Raw genomic sequence first — 22093 nt, forward strand, 5'->3', positions numbered from 1 at the left:
CGCTCGCCGCCGTCGTGCGCGCGACGCCCGGCCTCCGGATCCCCGGCACGCTGGATCCGCGCTCCACGCTCTTCCGCACCATCGTCGGCCAGCAGATCTCCGTCGCCAGCGCGCGCCACCCACGGTCGCATGACCGCCGACCTCGGGGAGGACCTGCCCGCATCCGTCGCGCACGGATCCGTCACCCGGCTGCCGCCGACCGCCGCACGCATCGCCCGCGACGGCGCCGAGCTGCTGCGGGGACCCGCCCGGCGCACGGCCACGCTGATCTGCATCGCCGAGGCCCTCGAGACCGGCGAGCTGGCGATCGAGCCCGGCATGCCGCGCGCGGAGCTCCGGGCGGCGCTCGTCGCGTTCCACGGCGTCGGCCCCTGGACCGCCGACTACGTCGCGATGCGCGCGCTCGGCGAGCCCGACATCCTGCTCTCCGGCGACCTCATCGTCCGCCGCGGCGCGGCCGCGCTCGGCCTCCCCGACGAGGCGCGCGCCCTCGACGCGCGCGCCGCCGCGTGGTCGCCGTGGCGCTCCTACGCGACCCTGCACCTCTGGCGCGTCATGACCGACGGGATGCCCGCCGCGGGCTGACGCCTACGCGCTCTTCCGCTCGGCGGCAGGCTTCTTCGTCGTGCTGCCCTTCTTCGCGGTGCTCGACTTCTTCGCGGTGCTCGACCTCTTCGCCGTGCTCGACTTCTTCGCGGTCGTGGAGCCCGCGGACTTCGACGTCGACTTCGCCGTGACCTTCGCGGCGGTGCTCTTCCCCTCGCCGCCCTCCTTCGCCGACGCGGCGGACGCCTTCCGCTTCGCGGGCGCCTTCGCCGACGGCGCCTTCTTCTTCGCCCCGGATCCCCCGCCTCGGCTCCGCTCGATGCTCCGCTTCAGCGCGTCCATGAGGTCGAGCACCTCGCCGCCCTCGCCCTCGTCGTCGTCCGCGTCGCCCTCCCCGAACGTCGCGTCGGTGTCGAGCGAGTCGCCCTGCGCGAGCTTCGCGTCGATCAGGGTCTTCAGCTGCTCCTGGTACTCGTCGCCGAACTTCGACGGGTCGAAGTCCTCCGCGAAGCCCTCCACGAGCTGCGCCGACATCTTCAGCTCGCGCGGCGACACCTTGGGCGCGGCGTCGAGCGACGGGAAGTCGGCCTCGCGCACCTCGTCGTCCCAGAGCAGCGTCTGCAGCATGAGCACGTCGCCGCGCACGCGGAGCGCCGCGAGCCGGGTGCGCTGGCGGAGGGTGACGTGCACGATCGCGGTGCGGTCGGTCTCCTGCAGCGTCCGGCGCAGGAGCGCGTACGACTTCGGGCTCGACGAGTCGGGCTCCAGGAAGTAGCTGCGGTCGAGCATCACGGGATCCACCTGGTCGCTCGGCACGAACTCGACGACGTCGATCTCGCGGCTCTTCTCCTCGGGGATGCTCGAGAGGTCCTCCTCGGTGATCACCACGGTGCGGTCGCCGTCGTCGAACGCCTTGTCGATGTGGGCGTAGTCGACGACCTTGCCGCACACCTCGCAGCGGCGCTGGTACCGGATCCGCCCACCGTCGGCGTCGTGCACCTGGTGCAGCGGCACGTCGTGATCCTGCGTCGCGCTGTAGACCTTCACGGGCACGTTGACGAGGCCGAAGGTGACGGCGCCCTTCCAGATGGCTCTCATGGATCCAGTGAACACCGGCAGGGCCATGCTGGAGCGATGGCGGGGCAGAAGCAGCAGGTGGAGGTCGACGGGCACCGGATCACGCTCACGAACCTCGACAAGGTGCTGTACCCGGCGACCGGCACGACCAAGGGCGACGTCATCGCCTACTACGCCGCCATCGCGCCGCACATGCTGCCGCACCTCCGCGACCGGCCCGTGACCCGCAAGCGCTGGGTCGACGGCGTCGGCACCGACGAGGCGCCGGGGAAGATGTTCTTCCAGAAGGACCTCGACGCGCACACGCCGGAGTGGGTGCAGCGGCGGGCGATCCAGCACCGCGACCACGCGAACGACTACCCGCTCGTCGGCGACGTCGCGACGCTCACCTGGCTCGGGCAGATCGCCGCGCTCGAGCTGCACGTGCCGCAGTGGCGCTTCGGCCGCACGGGCGACGAGCGGCGGCCCGACCGGCTCGTGCTCGACCTCGACCCCGGCCCGGGTGCCGGCCTCCCCGAGTGCGTGGAGGTCGCGAAGGCGGCGCGATCGATCCTCCGCGACATGGGCCTCGACCCGTACCCGGTGACGAGCGGGTCCAAGGGCATCCACCTCTACGCCGCGCTCGACGGCAGCCACGACGCGGACGCGATCTCCGAGGTCGCGCACGAGCTCGCCCGCGCCCTCGAGGCCGACCACCCGGACCTCGTCGTGAGCGACATGAGGAAGGCGCTCCGGCAGGGCAAGGTGCTCGTCGACTGGAGCCAGAACAACCCGAACAAGACCACGGTCGCGCCGTACTCGCTGCGCGGGCGCTCCCGGCCGACGGTCGCCGTGCCGCGCACCTGGCGCGAGCTCGCGTCGCCGACCCTCGGACACCTGGAGCTGGACGAGGTGATCGCCCGGATGCGGAAGCGCCAGGATCCGCTCGCCCCGGTCGAGGAGGGCCACCGCGAGAGCCTGGAGCCCACGCGCGAGCGGCTCGCGGGCTTCGCGCGGAAGGACCCCGCCGCCGACGCGCCCGCCGACGACCGCCTCGCGACCTACCGGTCCAAGCGCGACGCCGCGAAGACCAGCGAGCCGGTGCCCGCGGAGTCCCCTGCGCCCTCGGAGGGCAGCTCCTTCGTGATCCAGGAGCACCACGCGCGCGCGCTGCACTGGGACTTCCGGCTGGAGCACGACGGCGTCCTCGTGAGCTGGGCCCTCCCCAAGGGCGTGCCCACCGAGCACGGCACGAACCACCTCGCGGTGCAGACCGAGGACCACCCGCTCGAGTACGGGTCCTTCGAGGGCACGATCCCCGCGGGCGAGTACGGCGGCGGGGAGGTCACCATCTGGGACGCGGGCACCTTCGAGCTGGAGAAGTGGCGCGACGGCAAGGAGGTCATCGCGACGCTGCACGGCCGCGGCGACGGCACCGGCATCGACGGGCCGCGGCGGTACGCGCTCATCCACACGGGCGGGCACGGCAAGGCCGACGCGAACTGGCTGATCCACCTGATGGAGCCCGCGGACGCGCCCGCGACGGCGCACGCGAAGCCGGAACGGCCCGCCGCGCTCGAGAAGGCCGGCGGACGCACGCGCGTCGGCGCGCGGCTTCGCGGCGGATCCGCGTCCGCTCTCGCGCCCATGCTCGCCACGGCCGCGACCGCCGCCGGCCTCGATGCCGACGAGGAGTGGGCGGTCGAGATGAAGTGGGACGGCTACCGCGCGATCGCCGTCGTCGCCGACGGCCGGGCGACCATCACGAGCCGCAACGGCGTCGACCTCACGCCCGCCTTCCCCGAGCTCGCCGAGCTGCCCGGCTCCCTCGGCGTCGACGCCGCGGTGCTCGACGGCGAGATCGTGGTGCTGGGCGACGGCGGCCGCCCCGACTTCGGCCTCCTGCAGACGCGCCTCGGCCTCACGGGCGAGAAGGAGAGCGCGCGCGCCCGGAAGGCCGCGCCCGTGCACCTCATGCTCTTCGACGCGCTCGAGATCGGCGACCGCGTGCTCGTCGAGGAGCCCTACCTGGATCGCCGTGCCGCGCTCCTCGACGCCGTCCGGTCGCCGGGCCGCGGGCGGATCCAGGTCCCGCCCGCCTTCGACGGCGACCTCGACGGGGCGCTCGCCACCAGCCGGGAGCTCGGCCTCGAGGGCGTCGTCGCCAAGCGCGTCGACGCGCCCTACGAGTCGGGCCGCCGGTCGAGCGCCTGGATCAAGATCAAGCATCACCGCGCGCAGGAGGTGGTGGTCGGCGGATGGCGGCCCGGATCCGGCAGCCGCGCATCCGGCATCGGCTCGCTGCTGGTCGGCGTCCCCGGCTCCGACGGCCTGATGTACGCGGGCCGCGTCGGCACGGGCTTCACCGAGCGCGACCTCGAAGACGCCCTCCGCCGGTTCCGCCCGCTCGCGCGGAAGACCAGCCCCTTCGCCGACGTGCCGGCCGCGGACGCCCGCGACGCCCACTGGATCACGCCCCGTCTCGTCGGCGAGGTCGAGTTCGCCGAGTGGACCTCGACGGGCCGCCTCCGCCAGGCGTCGTGGCGCGGCTGGCGGCACGACAAGTCGCCCGACGAGGTCGTCCGCGAGGGCTGACCCTGGGCGCGCGTGCAGACGAGGTGAGGCGGACCTTCCCATGCACGTTATGACCGCAACCGCGTCCGTTCACACGCGCCCGATACGCTCAGGGTCATGAAGTTCGCCCACCTGCTCGCCGACGACGGCGTGACCCCCCGACTGGCCGCGATCGTCTCCGAGGGCGAGGCGCTCTTCCTCGACGAGGTGCTCGACGACTCCCCCGCGACCTCCAGGACCTCATCGAGCGCGGCGACGACGAGATGGCCCGCGTCCGCGCGACCGTCGAGCGCGCCGTCGCGAGCCGCACCAGCACCACGCCGGTGGACGGCCTCACGCACGCCTCCGCGATCCTCCGCCCGCCGGCCGTCTACGCCGTGGGCCTCAACTACTCCGCGCACGCCGAGGAGCTCAACATCACGAGCGCCTCCGCCCCCACGGTCTTCGCGCTCTGGCCCAACTCGCTCTCGGGCCACGAGGGCACCACGAGCTGGCCGCGCTCGCTCAGCGAGGAGGTCGACTACGAGGTCGAGCTCGGCGTCATCATCGGGAAGGCCGCCCGCGACGTGTCGGAGGCGGACGCCCTCGACCACGTCTTCGGCTACACGGTCGTCAACGACATCACGGCCCGCAACCTCCAGTTCTCGGAGCAGCAGTGGAGCCGCTGCAAGAGCTTCGACGGCTTCTCCCCCACGGGTCCCGTCGTCGTCACGCGCGACGAGGTGCCGGATCCGCAGGACCTCCGCATCACGACGGTGCTCGACGGCGAGACGGTGCAGGACGGCCGCACGAGCGGCATGGTCCGCACGGTCGCGCGCCTCGTCTCCTACCTCTCCACGTCGTCCACGCTGCAGCCGGGCACGCTCATCTCCACGGGCACCACGAGCGGCGCCGGCTACTCGCGCGACCCGCAGATCTTCCTCAAGGACGGCAGCACCGTCACGGTCTCCGTCGAGGGCATCGGCTCGCTCACCACGCACACGCGCATCCTCTGAGGCGCGAGCCGCGCGTAGGGTCGAGCGCATGACCGACCAGCCGCAGGACCCGATCCACGACCACTCCATCCCCGAGGACGCCGACGTCTCGGCGCCCGACGCCGTGGATCCCGAGACGGACGAGCTGCACGACGCCACCGGCCGTCGGGGCGAGCCGGACGCGTAGCCGCTCCCGGCCGATGCACGTCCGCCGCGTCTAGGCTCGACGCATGATCAACCGTCTCCTCTTCCTCGCCGGCATCGGCACCGGATACGTCCTGGGCGCGCGCGCCGGGCGCAAGCGCTACGAGGGGATCGCGCGCACCTCGCGCTCCGTCTGGTCGAGCGAGCCCGTCCAGCGCGGCGTCCGCCAGGCGCAGACCGTGCTCGACGAGAAGGGCCCCGTCGTCGTCGAGCGCACGGTCGAGACGGCCCGCGAGGTCGCGGACTTCGTCGGCCACGCGGTCCAGGGCGCCGCGGTCGCCGTCGGCCGCACCGCGCACACCGTGGGTGAGCGCATCGGCACCACCACGCAGGACGTCGCCGGTCGCGTCGGCAGCACCACGCAGGACATCGCGGGCCGGGTCGGCGACACCGCCAAGGACCTGGGCACCCGCACGGCGGACCAGACCAAGCACGTCGTCGACCGCGTCGGCCAGCAGGCCACCGAGGTCGGGCACCGCGTCGCGGAGACGGCCGAGGACGTGCGTGACCGCGTCGTCGAGACCGCCGAGGACGCGCGCACGCGTGTCCAGGCCACGGCCGAGGACCTCCGCGAGCGCGGCGAGGAGGCCGGCCGCCGCGCCGTCTTCACCGCGGCCGAGGCGCGCGACGAGGCCCTCGCGTCGTTCGACGACGAGGACGAGACCGGTCCCGTGGCGATCCCCCGGGACGGTCACGCCGACGAGGCACCCGCCGCCGAGCCCGCTCCCGCTCCCGCTCCCGCTCCCGCGAAGCCCAAGGCCGCCGCGAAGAAGGCGACCCCGAAGCCGAAGACGACCCCGAAGCCGGCCGACGCCCCGCACGTGCCGACGCCGGGCGACATCGCCGGATCCGTGCACCGCGAGGAGCCCGCTCACGCCGCGCCCGCCGACGACGCGACCGGCACCACCCCGGCCCGCACCTCCGGCGACGACGCCTGATCCCGAGCACGCCACCCCGCACGCGACAGCGCGCCGCAGCCCTCGGGCCGCGGCGCGCTGTCGTCGTCAGGGGGCGGGTCAGTCGGCCTGGCCACCCTCCTCGGCGGCGTGCGCCGCGAGCATCTCGGGCGTGATCACGGACATGGCCGCCGTCACCGGCTCGAGCCCGGAGAGCCGGTCGGGCGCGAGGATCTTCTCCACCTGCGTCCGCGTCATGAGCCCCGCCTCGACCACGAGGTCCGGGATCGACGCGCTCGTCATCAGCGCCGTCTTCGCGAGGCTGGACGACGCGGCGTAGCCGATGTACGGAGTGAGCGCCGTGACGACGCCGACCGACGACTCCACCTGCGCCGCGAGCCGCTCGGTGTTGGCCGTGATCCCGTCGATGCAGTTCACGCGCAGCGTCTTCGCCGCGTTCCGCAGCCAGCTCAGCGACTGCAGCAGCGAGTGCGCGATGACCGGCTCGAACGCGTTGAGCTGCAGCTGCCCGCCCTCGGCCGCCATGGTCACCGTCACGTCGGCGCCCGCGATGGAGAACGCGACCTGGTTGACGACTTCGGGGATCACCGGGTTCACCTTGCCCGGCATGATGCTGGAGCCCGCCTGCCGCGGCGGCAGGTTGATCTCGCCGAGCCCCGCCTGCGGCCCCGACGACAGCAGCCGCAGGTCGTTGCAGATCTTCGACAGCTTGATGGCGCTCCGCTTGAGCGTCGACGAGAGCGTCATGAACACGCCCGCGTCGCTCGTCGCCTCGATGAGGTCGCTCGCGGTCACGAGCGTGTAGCCCGTGATGGCGCTGAGGTGCCCGCGCACGGCGGCCGCGTAGTTCGGGTCCGCCGTGATGCCCGTGCCGATCGCCGTCGCCCCGAGGTTGATCTCCGACAGCAGCGGCACGAGCTCGCCGAGCCGCGCGTGGTCCTCGCCGAGCGTGGTCGCGAAGCCGTGGAACTCCTGGCCGAGCGTCATGGGCACGGCGTCCTGCAGCTGCGTGCGCCCGACCTTGAGCACCTGCGAGAACTGCGCGCCCTTCGCGAGGAACGAGCGGCGCAGCAGGTCGAGCTCGTCGAGCGTCTGCAGCAGCGAGTGGATGAGGGCGACCTTGAGCGCGGTCGGGTAGGTGTCGTTGGTCGACTGGCTGCGGTTCACGTCGTCGAGCGGGTGCATGTGCCGGTAGTCGCCGAGCGCGTGGCCGGCCCGCTCGAGGGCGCGGTTCGCGATGACCTCGTTGGTGTTCATGTTGGTGCTCGTGCCGGCGCCGCCCTGGATCACGCCGACCACGAACTGGTCGTGCAGGTGCCCGGCGATGATCTCGGTGCAGACCTCGTCGATCTGCTTCGCCTTCCGCGCGTCGAGCACGCCGATCTGCACGTTGGCGCGGGCGGCGGCCTGCTTCACCTGCGCGAGCGCGACGACGAACTCCGGGTAGACGCTCAACGGCCGCAGGCTGATGGGGAAGTTCTCGAGCGCGCGCGCCGTGTGGATCCCCCAGTACGCGTCGGCGGGGACGTCCATGCTCCCCAGGCTGTCGGTCTCGGTCCGGACGGGGTGGCCGTCCGGGGTCGGGATGCGGTCGTCGTTCGGGCTGACAGGGGTCACGGTGCAGGCTCCATCGTCTCGTCGCTCGTGGCATGAGGATCCCTCGACCCTACTAGCGGGGTCGCGCCCCGCCGAGGCCGCCCGGACCCGCGGATAGGCTCGTCGGATGCGCCGCTTCCTCGGGATCGACCTCGCCTGGGCGGAGGGCACCGCGACCCGCCCGGCCCGCGAGACCGGGCTCGCGTGCATCGAGGCGTCGGGCCGCGTGCTCGACCTCTCGACGGCCCGCGGGATCGACGAGGTGGTGGCCTGGGTCGCCCGCTGGGACGGCCCCGGAGCGGTCGCCGCGGTCGACGGGCCGCTCGTCGTCGCGAACGCCACGGGCAGCCGGCTCGCCGAGAAGGAGGTCGCGTCCCGCTACGGTCGCCTCGGGATCTCCGCCTACCCGTCGAACACGGGACGGCCCGCGCAGGGCGCGGTCGCGCTGCGTCGGCGGCTGGAGGACGCGGGCTGGGTGTACGACGACGGGTCGAGTGCTGTGCGCGACGCCGAGGCCCGCACGATGATCGAGTGCTACCCCTACACGACGCTCGTCGGCGCGCACGAGCTCGGGTTCGCCGCCATGAAGCCGCGCTACAAGCGCCTGGCCCCGCTGCTCTCGACGGCCGAGCGCCGGCCCCATCGCGCGGCCGAGTTCCGCGTGGTGCTCGCGGCGGTCGCGGGGCTGGCCCACGCGGATCCGCCGCTCGACGTCACGACGCACCCGCGCGCGGCCGCCCTCGTCGCCGACGGCCCCGCGATCGTGGAGCGGCAGCACAAGCACCTCGAGGACCTGCTCGACGGCCTGATCTGCGCCTGGACCGCCGCGTACTGGGCGCGCCACGGGCTCGCACGGTCGCAGGTGCTCGGGGCGACGGATCCCGTGGTCGACGCGCTCGGGCGGCGCGGCACGATCATCGCGCCGGCCCGTCCGCACCAGCGCGCCCCCGGCGATCCGCTGCACGCGCCGGAGGCGTGACCGCGGAGGCGTGACGTCGGGTCAGCCCCGACGCAGCCCGAAGCGCAGCTGCAGCACGAGCAGCAGGTTCTTCACGAGCGTGTCGCTCGGGATCTTCGACTCGCCCTCGGTGCGGTCCATGAACACGATCGCCACCTCGGTGGGACGCTTCGCGAGCTTCAGCGCGCGCTGCTTCATCTCGATCTGGAAGCCGTAGCCCGTCGTCGTGATGGTGGACGGCGTGATCCGCCGCAGCAGCTCCGTCTCGTAGAGGTTGAAGCCGCCCGTGTAGTCGGTGATCCGCGAGCCGAGGAACAGGCGCGTGTAGAGGTTGCCGCCGACGCTGAGGAACCGGCGCTTGAGGTTCCAGTCGGGCGTCGCCCCGCCCCGGATGTAGCGCGAGGCGACCACGAGGTCGGCGCCGCCGCGCACCCGGCGCAGCATCTCCGTGATGTAGGAGGGGTCGTGCGAGAGGTCGGCGTCCATCTGCAGGATGTGGGTGGGCGGCTCCTCGGCCCCCAGCAGCCTCTCGAAGGCCCAGATGTACGCGGCGCCGAGGCCGGCCTTCTCCGCGCGGGTCTCGACGCGCACCCGGAAGGACTCGGTCTCGACGCTCGGCGCGATCGAGCGGGCGAGGTCCGCGGTGCCGTCGGGCGAGGAGTCGTCGACGATCATGGCCGTGATCCGGAAGTCGGGGTTCTCCGCCGCCATGGCCGCGAGGCGGGGCAGCAGCTCCCCGACGTTGCGCGCCTCCTCGTAGGTGGGGATCACGATCGTGAGACTGCTCAAGCTGGTGGTTCCGTCTCCGAATCGGGGGATGACCCGGATCCGGGCCTCGTCGAGTCTAGCCAGCGACCGCGGATCCGACCGCGCGGGACGGCCGTCGCCCGTTATCTCCTTGTTACACTTCGGGAGGCCCGGCGTCCTGACGCCGTCCGCACCCGCCGAACCGTCCGGCGACCGCCCGGGAGGATCAGCGTGACCAGACTCCTCGCCGACCGCCGCGTCCGGTTCCTCATCGCCGGGCTCCTCAACACGGCCCTCGACTTCGTGCTGCTCAACGCCCTGATCCTCGCGGCGCACATGCCCGTGCTCGCCGCGAACCTGATCTCCGTCACGGTCGGCATCACGATCTCGTACTTCCTCAACCACTTCTTCGTGTTCCGCCACGGCGAGGCGGTGACGATCGGCCGGTTCCTCAAGTTCTTCGCGGTCACCGGCTTCAGCTCGCTGCTGTTGCAGAGCGGCGTCATCTGGCTCTTCGAGCGCGGCTTCGACACGACGTTCGGCCGCTCGCTGCTGATGTTCGGCACGAGCGCGGAGCAGGAGTTCCTCGAGATCAACATCGCGAAGGCCACCGCGGTGCTCATCGGCCTCGTGTGGAACTTCACGCTGTACCGGCTCGTGGTGTTCCGGACGCCGACGCCCGCCGCGGAGGCCGGCCCCGACGCCGCGACCGACGGCTCGCCCGCCGTCCGCCAGGCCGCGTCCGCCGACTGAGCCCGCCCGGGCCGCCGGCTACAGCAGCTTCCCGACCTCGGTCACGAGCTGCTGCACGCCGAGCACCACGAACAGCAGCGCCGACATGCCCATCACGGTGTTGCTGAGCGGCCGGTTCCGCCACGCGCGCGGCGTGCGGTCGGTGTTGAGCAGCACCAGCAGCGTGATCGCGAGGAACGGCATGAACAGGGCGCCGAGCACGCCGTACGCGATGATCAGGCCGATCGGCTGGTCGAGGAACAGCAGGCCGATGGGCGGGATCGTCAGCCAGAGGATGAACGCCCGGTAGTAGCTGCCGCCGAGGCGACGGCGCGGGTCCTCGACGTCGAGGCCGCGGACGGTGCCGAGGAAGTCGGCGAACATGAGCGAGACGCCGTTCCAGACACCGAGGATCGACGAGAACGACGTGGCGAAGAAGCCGAGCAGGAAGAACCACGTCATGAAGGCGCCGTAGCGCTCCCCCAGCACGTCGGCGAGCTGCACGAGGCCGCCCTCGCCGTCGGCCAGGGCGATGTCGGCGGAGTACAGGAGCTCCGCGCCGACCACGAGCATCGAGAGCACGAAGATCCCGCTCATCACGTAGGCGACGGAGTTGTCGATGCGCATGACCTTCATCCAGCGGGGCGCGACCCAGCCCTTCTCGCGCAGCCAGTAGCCATAGGCCGCGAGCGTGATGGTGCCGCCGACGCCGCCCGCGATGCTCAGCGCGACGACGAGGCCGCCCTCGGGGATCGTGGGGACGAGGCCCGTGAGGAGCGCGGGCACGTTCGGCACGGTGACGATCGCGGCGCCCACGACGGTCACGAACATGAGGCCGACGAACACCGCGATGATCTTCTCGAAGGCGGAGTACCGGCCGAACCAGACCACGACGGCGCCCACGAGGCCGCACGCGATGGCGAACACCTTGAGGTCCACGCCCGGGAAGAGCGCCGCCAGCGGGAGCGCAGAGGAGCTCATCGCGGCCGCGCCGTAGACGAGGCCCCAGATGAGGATGTACGGACCGAAGTACCACGTGGTCCAGCGGCCGACGGTGCGCCAGCCCTCGAAGATGGTCTTCCCCGTCGCGAGCGAGTACCTGCCGGCGCCCTCCACCAGGAAGATCTTGATGATCACGCCGAGGACCGCGGCCCAGAGCAGGGCGTAGCCGAAGCGGGATCCGGCGACCAGGGTCGCGACGAGGTCGCCCGCCCCGATGCCCGTGGCGGCCACCACGAGGCCGGGGCCGACGATGCGCCAGCGCTTGGCCGACTCCTGGGGTTCGCGGACGTCGCCGCGCGTGTCGAGGTCGGTCATGAGCGGGCTCCCGTGCGTCATCGGATGGGGGTCCTGTCCCACCTTACGCAGGGCTGGGCGCCGCGCGGGCGCCGCCGGTCGCGCGGCGCCCGAGGGTCAGACGCCCAGCAGCTGCTCGATGGGCCCGCGCGCGAAGAAGATCAGGAACCCCGCCGAGACGACCCAGAGCAGCGGCGACACCTCGCGCACACGGCCCGAGAACGAGCGCACGAGCACCCAGGAGAGGAAGCCGACGCCGATGCCGTTGGCGATCGAGTAGGTGAGCGGCATGACGAGGACGGTGAGGAACACGGGCAGCGCGACCGAGAAGTCAGTCCACACGATGTCGCGGATCTGCGACGCCATGAGCGTGCCGACGATGACCAGCGCGGCGGCCGCGACCTCGAGCGGCACGACCTGCGTGAGCGGCGTGAAGAACATCGCGAGGAGGAACAGCACGCCCGTGACCATCGACGCGAGGCCCGTGCGGGCGCCCTCGCCGATGCCGGAGGCCGACTCGATGAAGACCGTGTTCGACGAGCTCGACGTGGCGCCGCCCGCGACCGCGCCGAAGCCCTCGACGACCAGCGCGCCCTTGAGGCGCGGGAAGTCGCCGCGCTCGTCGGAGAGGTCGGCCGCCTTCGCGAGGCCCGTCATGGTGCCCATGGCGTCGAAGAAGTTCGTGAAGACGAGCGTGAAGACGAGCATCAGGCTCGAGATGATCCCGATGCGGCCGAACGCGCCGAAGTCGAACGCGCCGACGAGGCCGAGGTCCGGCAGCGCGACCGGGGTGCCTGGCAGCACGGGCGCGTTCAGGTTCCAGCCGGTGGCGCCCGAGGTGTTCGACGGGCCGATGTGGAAGACCTGCTCCACGACGATGGCGATGAGGGTGGTCGCGACGATGCCGATGAGGAGCGCGCCCGGCACGCGGCGGGCCATGAGCACGCCCATGATCACGAGGCCGAGGATGAAGACGACGGTCGGCAGCGACGCGATGGACCCGTCGATCCCGAGCGCGAGCGGCGACGCCGGCACGCCCGTGCCGCGCACGAAGCCGGAGTCCACGAAGCCGATGAAGGCGATGAAGAGGCCGATGCCCACCGTGATGGCGGTCTTCAGCTCCCGCGGGACGGCCCGGAAGATCAGGGTGCGGAGGCCCGTGGTGGCGAGCAGCACGATGACGAGGCCGTTGATGACCACGAGGCCCATCGCCTCCGGCCAGGTGACCTCGCCGACCACGCTGACCGCGAGGAACGAGTTGATGCCGAGGCCCGCGGCGAACGCGAACGGGAGGCGCGCCACGAGGCCGAACAGGATCGTCATGACGCCCGCGGTGAGGGCCGTCGCGGCGCCCACCTGCGAGGCGCGCAGCCAGTTGCCCTCGACGTCGAGCGTGGCCGCGTCCGCGCTGAAGCCGCCGAGGATCAGCGGGTTGAGCACGACGATGTACGCCATGGTCACGAAGGTGAGGACGCCGCCGCGGATCTCGCGCGCGTACGTGGATCCGCGCTTCGTGATCTCGAAGAACCGGTCGAGCGCGCCGCGCCCTTCGCGGGTATCGGGGGCGGGGGACGACGTGCGCGCTTCGGTCATGGGCTTCTTCCGCGAGGGGTCGGGTCGGGCGACGGGGAGGGGAGGGGCCGACGACCTTGTCGGGACGGGTTCGAGCCTAGGGCCGGGCGCGCGGCCGGGACCAGCCCGGAGCGCCTCGCCCGCCGCTCAGGAGTGCAGGGCCGGGATGATCAGGTACACGCCGTAGAGCACGGCGAGGCCGCTGAGGGCGAAGCAGACGTAGCCGCCCACGGTCGCGGCCTGCGGGCGGATGCCCGTCACCGAGACCTTGTCGCCCTCGTCGTCGTACTCGGTGCCGACGGCCAGCAGCCGCACGCCGAGGGAGAAGAGGCACACCACCGCGACGGCGCCCACGAGGGCCGCCACGGCGACGACGAGGAACGCGCTCCAGTCGATCATGCGGCCTCCCTGGCCTTCCGGGCGGCCTTGGTGGCCTTGCGTCCGCGCACCGCGAAACCGGCGGCGTCGACCTCGACGATGGCGTTGCGGGCGTCGACCGCGTTCCGACGCGAGCGCCAGAAGATCCAGACGATGACGGCGACGCCGACGACCGCGTCGATGACGAAGCCGACCGTGCCGGTGCTCGCGACGAACGCCGCGACCGCGCCGACGATGGCGGCCGACGGCAGCGTCAGCAGCCAGCCGAGCGCGATCTTCCCGACCGTGTTCCAGCGCACGGACGCGCCGCGGCGACCGAGGCCCGAGCCGATGACGGATCCGGACGCGACCTGCGTGGTCGAGAGCGCGAACCCGAGGTGGCTGGACGCGAGGATGGTGGCCGCGGTCGACGCCTCGGCGCTGAAGCCCTGCGCGGGCTTGACCTCGGTGAGGCCGGATCCCATCGTGCGGATGATGCGCCAGCCGCCCATGTAGGTGCCGAGCGCGATGGCGACGGCGCAGACCGCGATGACCCAGAACTCGGGGCCGGAGCCCGCCGCCTGGAAGCCGCCCGCGATGAGCGTGAGGGTGATGATGCCCATGGTCTTCTGCGCGTCGTTGGTGCCGTGCGCGAGGGCCACGAGCGACGACGTGAAGATCTGGCCGTAGCGGAAGCCCCCGCGCTCGTTCGGGCCGCTCGAGCGGCGCGTGATCGAGTAGGCGAGCTTGGTGGTCGTGTACGCGATGAGGCCGGCGATCGCGGGGGCGAGCAGCGCCGGCAGGATCACCTTCGACAGCACGACGCCGAAGTCGACCGAGCCGAGGCCCGCGCCCACGACGGCCGCGCCGATGAGGCCGCCGAACAGCGCGTGGCTGGAGCTCGACGGGAGGCCGCGGAGCCAGGTGACGAGGTTCCAGACGATGGCGCCCATGAGGCCCGCGAAGATCATGGTCGGCGTGATCTGCACGCCGCCGTCGCCCTCGCGGATGATGCCGCCGGAGACGGTCTTCGCGACCTCGGTGCTGAGGAACGCGCCCACGAGGTTGAGGACCGCGGCGATCGCGACGGCCACCCGCGGCTTCAGCGCACCCGTCGCGATGGGGGTGGCCATCGCGTTCGCCGTGTCGTGGAAGCCGTTGGTGAAGTCGAAGAACAGGGCCAGGGCTATGACCAGGACGACGATGAGGGTGAGATCCACTATCGGATCCCTCGAGCGGATGTCACAGTCGTCGATCCTAACGGCCTGCATACGCCGGGCTCGAACGGGGGTCCGGAGGATGGCGATCCGGTGAACATCCCGCGCCGGACGCCGGGCGTCAGATGTGCGGCACGAAGTCGCGCCAGGCGACGCGACGCTCGGCGTGCGGGTCGTGCTCGATGCGGTCGACCACGTCGAAGACGAGGGTCGCGCGCTCCCCCGACGCCCCGGTGCCCGGCGCACCGGTGCCCGGCGCCTCGTCGGCGCCGCCCACGTAGGGCGGCCAGGACTCGTCGACGGTGCCGTCCTGCGCGAAGCGGAGCCACGCGATGCGCATCCGCTCCCCCGCCGCGACGAACGCGCGCCGGCCGCCGAGGAGGGTCATGCCGCGGCCGAGCATCGAGTCCATGCGGTCGAACAGCGCGAACAGCTCGAGGCCGTGCGTGGCGTCGAGGCCCATGAGGTGGACGAGGCGCGGGGCGATGTCGAAGCGGTAGAAGTGCACGGGCGCGTAGCGGGCATGGCGTTCGGCGACCTTGATCGACGGGAACCAGAAGGCGTAGTCGCCGCCGAAGTCGAGCGCGGCCCGGCGCTTCGGGAGGCCCGGGTAGAGCGCGGCCAGCTCCGCGCGGTGGGCCTCGTCGGTCTTCGCGAACACCGCCTCGATGCGGGGCGGCGTGGTCGCGAGGATGTCGAGGCGGCCGGTGAACAGGGATCCCTCCCGCTCGTTGGTGCCGATGATGAGCGGCACCCGGGCCGCGCGTCCGTGCTTGAACGCGTCGAGCGGGCGCTCCGGCAGCACGTCGCCGTCGATGACGGGGCTGAACGTGATGGTGCCCGGCTCCTCGTCGGGCGTCCGCACCATCAGCTCGTTCGCCGCGGCGGCGAGGGTGGATGCGCTCGCGGCGGTGAGCAGCCGGACCGCCTCGGCGTCGTCGGGGGCGCGGCCCGCCCGACCGGCGAGGAGGCCCACGAACTCGGCCGCCCAGCGCGCGGTCTGCTCGGCCGGGTAGACGGCGTTCGTCGGCGAGCTCTGCGCGATGGCGCGGGCGAACAGCCCGTGCGCCGACGGCACCGCCATGAGGGTCGTGACCGCGTTCCCGCCCGCGGACTCACCGAACACGGTGACGTTGTCGGGATCCCCGCCGAACGCGCGGATGTTGTCGCGCACCCACTGGAGCGCCTGCACCTGGTCGCGCAGGCCCAGGTTCGACTCGATGGGGCGCTCGGGGGTGGAGTACCGGCTGAAGTCGAGGTAGCCGAGCGCGCCGAGCCGGTAGTTGAAGCTCACGTAGACGATGCCGCCCTGACGGACGAGGCCCTCGCCCTGCACGGGGTTCTCGCGCGAGGATCCGACGACGTACGCGCCGCCGTGGATGAAGACCATGACCGGCCGCAGCTGCGACTCGCGGTTCACGCGGGCGGCGTCGGGGCTGAGGCCGGAGGGCGCGATGACGTTGACGGTGAGGCAGTCCTCCCCCATCGGCGTGCCCTGCGGCGCGCCCATGAACGCGCCCGCGCTGACCTGCGGCGCGACCTTGCCGAAGTGCTGCGCGAACCGCGCGCCCTCCCAGGCGACCACGGGCTGCGGCGCCCGGAAGCGGAGGTCGCCGCGGGGCGGTGCGGCGAAGGGTATGCCGCGCCACGCCTCTATGCCGCGCTCGCGCACGCCGCGGACGGTGCCGCCGGTGACCCGCACGTCGAGCTCCGACGGGTCGTACGCCGGGGTGGGCACGTCGGCGTCGGGGGTCACCCGATCGAGTTTACGGTCCGCCCTCACGCTCCCGGGACGGCGGTCGCGAGCAGGCGCTCCAGCGCGCGCTCGGCCCGCCAGAGCGCGGACTCCGTGCGCAGCCGCTCGGCCTCGTGCAGCACGCCGAGCGCGAAGGCGTCCTCGCCGCGGGCCGCGAGGCGCTTCGCCTCGTCGCGGAGGACCCGCTGCATCGCGATGCCATCGCGGTGCTCGCCGAGCTCGTCGTGCACCTCCTCGGCGGCGGTCGCGAGCCGCATCGTCTTCCGGCCGAGGACCTGGACCGTGCGGCCGCTGACCTCCTCCGCGGCGTAGCGGAGGCGCTTGGCGGCCTTGCGGACCTCGTGCAGCGCCTCGGTGCGCGCGGCCTCGCCGACCGCCTCCTGCGCGACCGCTGCCCGGCGGCCGACCCGCTCGGCGTCGCGACGGAGGGCCGCGTGCAGGGCGGGACCCGCCGGGGCGCTCGCGTCGTGCGTGAGGGGCGGATCCGCGACCAGCCGGTCGAGGTCGTCGAGCAGCGCGAGGTAGCGAGCGGACGAGAGCGCGCGGACCACGCGCTCGCGGGCGCGGCGGTAGCGCTCGTCGAGGACGTCGTGCAGGGCGTCGCCGACGTGGTCGGGCACGGTCTCCGTGTCGTGCTCCACCACCGACCAGACGACGCGGTCGCGCAGCACCTCCATGTCGCGCGCGCCGCCGAGGACGGTCCCGAGCGCGGTGAGCTCGGCGCGGACGGGCGCCGTGGCCGCCGGGTCGATCACGTCCTGGTGGGTGCGGAGCGCGCTGCGGAGGCGACGGACGGCGACGCGCATCCGGTGCACGGCGTCGTGCTCGTCCGCGCGCACGTGCGGGTCGGCGGCCACGAGGTCGCGGACGCCGCGGGCGAGGATCGCGCGGGCCACCTCGGATGCGGGGCTCTCCTTCGTGAGGGTCGCGGGATCCGGCAGGGCGGGACCCGCGGGAGCCTCGCGGCCGAGCGCGTCGGCGCCGAGCGCGCGGGCGAGCTTCGAGGCGCTGTCGGAGGGGCGGGCGCCCGCGTCGACCATGTGCCGCTCGATCAGGTCGAGGAGGGCGGCGCGCTGCTTCCGCTTCGCGGGCGCGTCCGGCAGCAGCTCGACCTCCCACTCGTGCCAGGCGCGCACGGTGCCGCCGCGGATGTCGGATCCGGTGACGCGGTCGTCGGCGAACTCGGCGACCGCCCGGCCGTCGGCGTCGTGCAGCGTGACGGTGGTGCGCACGGTCTCGAGGCGCGCGAGCGGCGTGAGCTCGCGGCCGCGCACGTGCACGGCCACCTGGTCGAGCACGGCCGGCGGGATCGCGCCATCGTCGCCGTCGCCGTCCTGGAGCGGCCAGCCGAGCTCGGTGCGGCCCTCGCCGCCGTCGGCCGGGAGCTTCACGTGCCAGCCCGCGTCGTGCCCGCCCTCGCGGCGGCGGAGGATCATGCGGCGGTCGGCGAGCACGTGGTCCGCGGTGTCGAGGTAGACCGCCACGAGCGTCACGGGCTCCGCGGCTCGCGCCTCGGCGATCCCCTCGATGCCGACGAAGGCCGGGACGGGCACCCCCTCCGGGACGTCGTACTTGCGCTCGATCTCGACGGAGGATGTGTGAACCATGCCCCCTGTGTAGCGCACCCGGCCCGGCGCGGCCAGCCGCCGACGGTCGCCGGGAGCACCACGGCTCCGGGTGTGGGTCAGACTGGCTGGCATGCCCATCCGCCCGCGCCGCGTCGCGCCCGACGACGCCGCGCCGCAGGCGGAGCTCGACGAGCAGGCGCTGCACCGGCGGCAGCGCATCGGCCGCGAGCTCGGCTGGTACGCGTGCCGCCGCGCGGTCTACGGCTTCATGAAGCACCGCGGCATCGACATGGCCGCGAGCCTCACCTTCTACTCCACGCTCTCGCTCGTCCCCGCGGCGGTCGCGGTGCTCAGCCTCATCGGCGTCGTCGGCGACACGCGTGCCGGCGTCGAGGGCGTGCTCGGCGTGCTCACGGCCGTGCTGGGCGACTCGGCCGTCGACGTGATCCGCGACCCCGTCGAGCAGCTCGCCGACGGTCCCCGTTCGGGCATCGCCTTCACGGTGAGCTTCCTCGGCGCGCTCTGGACGTCGGCCGCCTACGTCACCGCCTTCGGCCGCGCGATGAACCGCGTGCAGGAGACCGAGGAGGGCCGGCCGCTCGTGAAGTACCGGGCGCTCATGCTCGGGGTCACGGTCGCGCTGCTCGTCGTCAGCGTCGTGATGGTCGGCATGCTGCTGCTCACCGACGACGGCGCCCGTGCGCTCGGGCCGCAGCTCGGGATCGGCGACACGACGCTCGTGGTGTGGGCGATCGTCAAGTGGCCGCTGCTCGCGGCGCTGCTGACGGGGATCATCGGCGTGCTGTACGCGGCGACCCCGAACCTCCGCCGTCGCCGGGTGGACCTGCTCACCTGGGGCAGCCTCGTGGCCATCGTCGCGTGGGGCCTCGGCACCGCCGGCTTCGTCTGGTACGTGACGACCATCGCGACCTACGAGTCGACCTACGGGGTGCTCGGCGCGGTGATCGTGCTGCTGCTGTGGCTCTACATCGGGAACCTGTCGCTCGTGCTGGGCGGGGAGCTCGACGTGGAGATCATCCGCGCCCGGCAGCTGCAGGCGGGGATCCCGGCCGAGCACGCGCTGCGGCTGCCCGTGCGCGACACGACCCGCGCCGACCGGCTCGCCCGGCGCCGCGCCCTCCTCGAGGACGAGGGGCGGCGCCTGCGAGAGGCGCGCTCGGGGCGACACGCGTCGAACCCCGGGGAGCGCCGGGCGGATGCACCGCAGACGCTCCCCGAGGACGACACGAGGGAGGTGCGGGTCAGGCGGAAGCGCGGGTCCGCACGACCATCTTCCCGACGTTCTCGCCGCGCATGAGGCCGGTGAAGGCCTCGAAGGCGCGGTCGATGCCGTCGATCACGGTCTCGTCGGCCGTGATGCGGCCCTCCGACAGCCACGGGCCCATCTTCTGGGCGAACTCGGGCGCGAGGTCCTGGTGGTTGCCGAGGGTGAAGCCGCGGAGCGTGAGGCCGCGCGTGACGATGCGGCCCGTGTTGCGGATCGCGATCTCCTCGCCGGTGGAGTTGTAGGTCGAGATCGACCCGCAGTTGGCCACGCGTCCGCCATTGTTCAGGGCGCCGAGCGCGGCCGACAGGTGGTCGCCGCCGACGTTGTCGAAGTAGAGGTCGATGCCGTCGGGCGCCGCCTCCGCGAGCTTCTGCTCGAGGTCGCCGCCGTGGTAGTCGAACGCGGCGTCGAAGCCGAGGTGCGAGGTGAGTCGCTCGACCTTCTCCGCGGATCCGGCGCTGCCGACGACGCGCGAGGCGCCGAGCAGGCGGGCGATCTGGCCGACCATCGAGCCGACCGCGCCGGCCGCGCCGGACACGAAGACGACGTCGCCCTCCTTGATCGACGCGATGCGGGTCAGGCCGACGTACGCGGTGAGGCCCGTGAGGCCCAGCACGCCGAGGTGCGCGGAGGACGCGACGCCCGGGACCTCGGGCACGGGGCGGAAGCCGCCGGCCTGGCCCTGGGCGACGTCGCGCCAGCCGAGCATGTGGCTGACGAGCGTGCCGACCGCGAGGTCGTCGGAGCGGGACTCGACGACGCGGCCGACGGCGGATCCGGTCATGGCCTCGTCGAGCTGGAACGGCGGCACGTAGGACGGCACGTCGTTCATGCGGCCGCGCATGTAGGGGTCGACGGAGATGAACTCGTTCTCGACGCGGACCTCGCCGTCCTGCAGGTCGGGCAGGTCGACCTCGACGCGGCGGACGTCGTCGGGGGTGGGCTCGCCGGTGGGGCGCTTCGCCAGCTGCCACTGGATGCTGCGTGCAGACATGGGTCTCCTTCGTTCTCGGGTGCGGGCGGTCGGACGGCCGGCCCGCGGCGCTCGTGGCGCGGCCCCACCCTTCCACCGCCCGCTGGACGCGGCACCCAGCGAACCGTGGCCTCGTGACGGGACGGCCGGGCGCGTCGCCCGGCCGCCCCGATCCCACGTGCGGCTACGCGGCGGTCGATGCTCCGCGCTCGGCGACGTGCGCGGCGAGCACGTCCCGCACGCTCGTCCAGGTGTGCGCGCCGAACCGCTCGCGGTCGACGTGCAGGAGCTCCGCCTCGCCGCTGTACATGCTCACGAGGTACTGCATCCCCTGCCAGGCCGGGAAGGTCTCCTGCTCGTCGCGCCCGACGCGGCGCATCGCCTTGGCCGCCGTGGAGAGGACCCCCGTGCTGCCCGCCCACTGCAGCGCGAACGGCGTGCCCGTGATCTCCGTCATGGTGCGCGCGAGGTCGCGCGCGGTGACCCGGTCCCCCGCCACCTCGACCACGCGGGGCGCGTCGTCGTCGAGCGCGACGAGCGCCGTCACGCGGGCCGTGTCGTCCTTGGTCGTGAAGTCGAGCACCTGGTCGGCGGACGACCAGTAGAGGACGCGGCGCCGGTCGAACAGCACGATGGGCGCCTGCCCGGTGAGCATGTCGGCGAAGGCGCCGTTGAGCACCGAGGTGGCCCGGATCGGCGCCGCGTCGAGGTCGGACGCGAACTCGCGCCGCAGCTCGAAGTTGCGGTTGCTGCCCGGCGTGACCCGGCGGTAGTCGGAGGAGTAGTCCGAGGGGATGAAGCGCGGCACGCCGGCCGCGACCGCCGCCGTCAGGAGCGCCCGCTGCGCCCCGACGATCACGGCACGGGCGCCGCTCACGGCGGAGACGACGACGCGGGCGCCGGCGACCGCGCGGATCAGGGCGGCCCGGTCGGTGTACGCCGCCTCGACGACCTCGACGCGCGGGTCGTCGCCCCACGCCTCGGCCGCCGAGGTGCTGCCGGGGCGGGTGAGGACGCGGACGCGGACGCCTGCGGCGAGCAGCTCGCGGACGATGCGGCGGCCGAGGTCGCCGGTGGCGCCGGCGACGACGACGGGGCCGGATGCGGATGCGGGGTTCGGGGGGCTCATGCGGGGTCTCCCTCTGGGGTGGTGCGGCGCGCCGGTCGGCGCGAACGATGGGGGGCGGCGACGGGCTGCTCGAGGCGCTCCGTCTCCGCCGGCTCGGCGGCCGGTCCGGCGGCCTCGCCGATCCCGAGTGCGACGCGGGCGAGGAGGCGCCGGAGCGCGACGCGCTCGTCGGGCTCGAGGGCGCCCATCAGGCCGTCCTCCACCTCGCCGAGCGCGACGCGCGCCGTGGCGAGCAGGGCGCGCCCGGCGTCGGTCGGCACGACCTGCCGGATCCGCCTGTCGCGCGGGTGCGGCTGGCGCTCGACGTGCCCGCCCGCGGCGAGCGCGTCGATCACGTACGTCATCTGCGTCTTGTCGATGCCGAGCCGCTGCGCGAGGGCCAGCTGCGACGACGGCTCCTCCGTGGTGATCGCGACGAGCACCTGGTACCCGCGGGGTCCGCCGGGCACGTCCGCGACGGCGGCCTGCGCGGTGCGCACGAAGCCCTGGTAGACGGCCTGGATGGACCAGCCGAACTGCGTCTCGATGCCGCCGGAGCCCCAGTCGATGCCGGATGCGTCCACGTCGGCGTGACCCCGGTCGCGGGTCGCGGTGGATGAGCTCATGCGGAGATCATATGCCCAAGAGATCGTC

At 73.2% G+C, this 22093-nt stretch carries 19 protein-coding genes and 1 pseudogene; 8 read left to right on the forward strand and 12 right to left on the reverse strand.

Annotated elements, in window-relative coordinates; translation table 11 throughout:
• The first annotated feature begins 129 nt into the window (after nt 1–129).
• The gene (locus NL142_RS10825) at nt 130–585 is read left to right on the forward strand and encodes a DNA-3-methyladenine glycosylase family protein (protein ID WP_435079428.1); all 456 of its coding nucleotides are present in this window, start codon (nt 130–132) and stop codon (nt 583–585) included.
• Nucleotides 586–588: 3 nt separating this feature from the next.
• On the opposite strand, the gene NL142_RS10830 is transcribed toward NL142_RS10825, so the two are convergent.
• Nucleotides 589–1644 (reverse strand): non-homologous end joining protein Ku, encoded by a 1056-nt coding sequence (locus NL142_RS10830; RefSeq protein ID WP_435079430.1) that lies wholly within the window; start codon nt 1642–1644, stop codon nt 589–591.
• Nucleotides 1645–1680: 36 nt separating this feature from the next.
• Between NL142_RS10830 and NL142_RS10835 the strand changes: the two genes are divergently transcribed.
• From NL142_RS10835 to NL142_RS10850, 4 genes and pseudogenes are all read left to right on the forward strand, one after another.
• Entirely contained in the window at nt 1681–4197 is a 2517-nt protein-coding gene (locus NL142_RS10835) for an ATP-dependent DNA ligase (protein ID WP_435079432.1), read from the forward strand.
• A 96-nt stretch (nt 4198–4293) separates the two neighbouring features.
• Nucleotides 4294–5171 (forward strand): annotated as a pseudogene (locus NL142_RS10840) (fumarylacetoacetate hydrolase family protein).
• A 28-nt stretch (nt 5172–5199) separates the two neighbouring features.
• Nucleotides 5200–5337 carry a hypothetical protein gene (locus NL142_RS10845; protein WP_194684636.1) on the forward strand — a complete coding sequence of 46 codons (138 nt, stop codon included), beginning with the start codon at nt 5200–5202 and terminating at the stop codon, nt 5335–5337.
• Between the two features lie 43 nt (nt 5338–5380).
• A complete protein-coding gene (locus NL142_RS10850) occupies nt 5381–6292 on the forward strand; it encodes a hypothetical protein (RefSeq protein WP_435079434.1) in 912 nt (303 codons plus the stop codon).
• A 78-nt stretch (nt 6293–6370) separates the two neighbouring features.
• On the opposite strand, the gene NL142_RS10855 is transcribed toward NL142_RS10850, so the two are convergent.
• The gene (locus NL142_RS10855) at nt 6371–7888 is read right to left on the reverse strand and encodes an aspartate ammonia-lyase (protein WP_194684638.1); all 1518 of its coding nucleotides are present in this window, start codon (nt 7886–7888) and stop codon (nt 6371–6373) included.
• Between the two features lie 106 nt (nt 7889–7994).
• Here NL142_RS10855 and NL142_RS10860 point away from each other — a divergent pair, with 106 nt between their 5' ends.
• A complete protein-coding gene (locus NL142_RS10860; RefSeq protein WP_435079437.1) occupies nt 7995–8846 on the forward strand; it encodes a DUF429 domain-containing protein in 852 nt (283 codons plus the stop codon).
• Nucleotides 8847–8867: 21 nt separating this feature from the next.
• On the opposite strand, the gene NL142_RS10865 is transcribed toward NL142_RS10860, so the two are convergent.
• On the reverse strand, nt 8868–9614 hold the full coding sequence (locus tag NL142_RS10865) for a polyprenol monophosphomannose synthase (protein ID WP_194684640.1): 747 nt from the start codon (nt 9612–9614) through the stop codon (nt 8868–8870).
• A 189-nt stretch (nt 9615–9803) separates the two neighbouring features.
• On the opposite strand from NL142_RS10865, the gene NL142_RS10870 reads away from it, so the two are divergent.
• Nucleotides 9804–10325, forward strand: coding sequence for a GtrA family protein (locus NL142_RS10870; protein WP_194684641.1), 522 nt, complete (start codon nt 9804–9806; stop codon nt 10323–10325).
• Between the two features lie 18 nt (nt 10326–10343).
• Here NL142_RS10870 and NL142_RS10875 read toward each other — a convergent pair whose 3' ends face one another.
• From NL142_RS10875 to NL142_RS10900, 6 genes are all read right to left on the reverse strand, one after another.
• Nucleotides 10344–11621, reverse strand: a complete 1278-nt coding sequence (locus tag NL142_RS10875) for an Nramp family divalent metal transporter (protein ID WP_435079440.1) — start codon at nt 11619–11621, stop codon at nt 10344–10346.
• Between the two features lie 96 nt (nt 11622–11717).
• The gene (locus NL142_RS10880; RefSeq protein WP_194684643.1) at nt 11718–13193 is read right to left on the reverse strand and encodes an NCS2 family permease; all 1476 of its coding nucleotides are present in this window, start codon (nt 13191–13193) and stop codon (nt 11718–11720) included.
• Nucleotides 13194–13319: 126 nt separating this feature from the next.
• A complete protein-coding gene (locus NL142_RS10885; protein WP_012298545.1) occupies nt 13320–13571 on the reverse strand; it encodes a hypothetical protein in 252 nt (83 codons plus the stop codon).
• Nucleotides 13568–14749, reverse strand: a complete 1182-nt coding sequence (locus NL142_RS10890; protein WP_194684644.1) for an inorganic phosphate transporter — start codon at nt 14747–14749, stop codon at nt 13568–13570. Before NL142_RS10890 ends, NL142_RS10885 begins: the two co-directional genes overlap by 4 nt.
• A 118-nt stretch (nt 14750–14867) precedes the next feature.
• Entirely contained in the window at nt 14868–16502 is a 1635-nt protein-coding gene (locus NL142_RS10895) for a carboxylesterase/lipase family protein (RefSeq protein ID WP_435079443.1), read from the reverse strand.
• A gap of 23 nt (nt 16503–16525) precedes the next feature.
• Nucleotides 16526–18109 carry a CYTH and CHAD domain-containing protein gene (locus NL142_RS10900; protein ID WP_435079445.1) on the reverse strand — a complete coding sequence of 528 codons (1584 nt, stop codon included), beginning with the start codon at nt 18107–18109 and terminating at the stop codon, nt 16526–16528.
• 91 nt (nt 18110–18200) lie between these two features.
• Here NL142_RS10900 and NL142_RS10905 point away from each other — a divergent pair, with 91 nt between their 5' ends.
• Nucleotides 18201–19388 (forward strand): YihY/virulence factor BrkB family protein, encoded by a 1188-nt coding sequence (locus tag NL142_RS10905; RefSeq protein ID WP_435079447.1) that lies wholly within the window; start codon nt 18201–18203, stop codon nt 19386–19388.
• Here the strand turns inward: NL142_RS10905 and NL142_RS10910 are convergent.
• The 3 genes from NL142_RS10910 to NL142_RS10920 form a co-directional block, all read right to left on the reverse strand.
• Entirely contained in the window at nt 19333–20352 is a 1020-nt protein-coding gene (locus NL142_RS10910; RefSeq protein ID WP_435079449.1) for an NADP-dependent oxidoreductase, read from the reverse strand. The two genes, NL142_RS10905 and NL142_RS10910, sit on opposite strands and share 56 nt — an antisense overlap.
• 163 nt (nt 20353–20515) lie before the next feature.
• Nucleotides 20516–21460, reverse strand: a complete 945-nt coding sequence (locus NL142_RS10915; protein ID WP_435079451.1) for an NmrA family NAD(P)-binding protein — start codon at nt 21458–21460, stop codon at nt 20516–20518.
• The gene (locus NL142_RS10920) at nt 21457–22065 is read right to left on the reverse strand and encodes a MarR family winged helix-turn-helix transcriptional regulator (protein WP_435079453.1); all 609 of its coding nucleotides are present in this window, start codon (nt 22063–22065) and stop codon (nt 21457–21459) included. The genes NL142_RS10915 and NL142_RS10920 overlap by 4 nt, the downstream gene beginning before the upstream one ends.
• Between the last annotated feature and the right edge of the window lie 28 nt (nt 22066–22093).

The sequence above is a fragment of the Clavibacter quasicaliforniensis genome (assembly GCF_051201715.1).
Taxonomy (GTDB): Bacteria; Actinomycetota; Actinomycetes; order Actinomycetales; family Microbacteriaceae; genus Clavibacter; species Clavibacter seminis.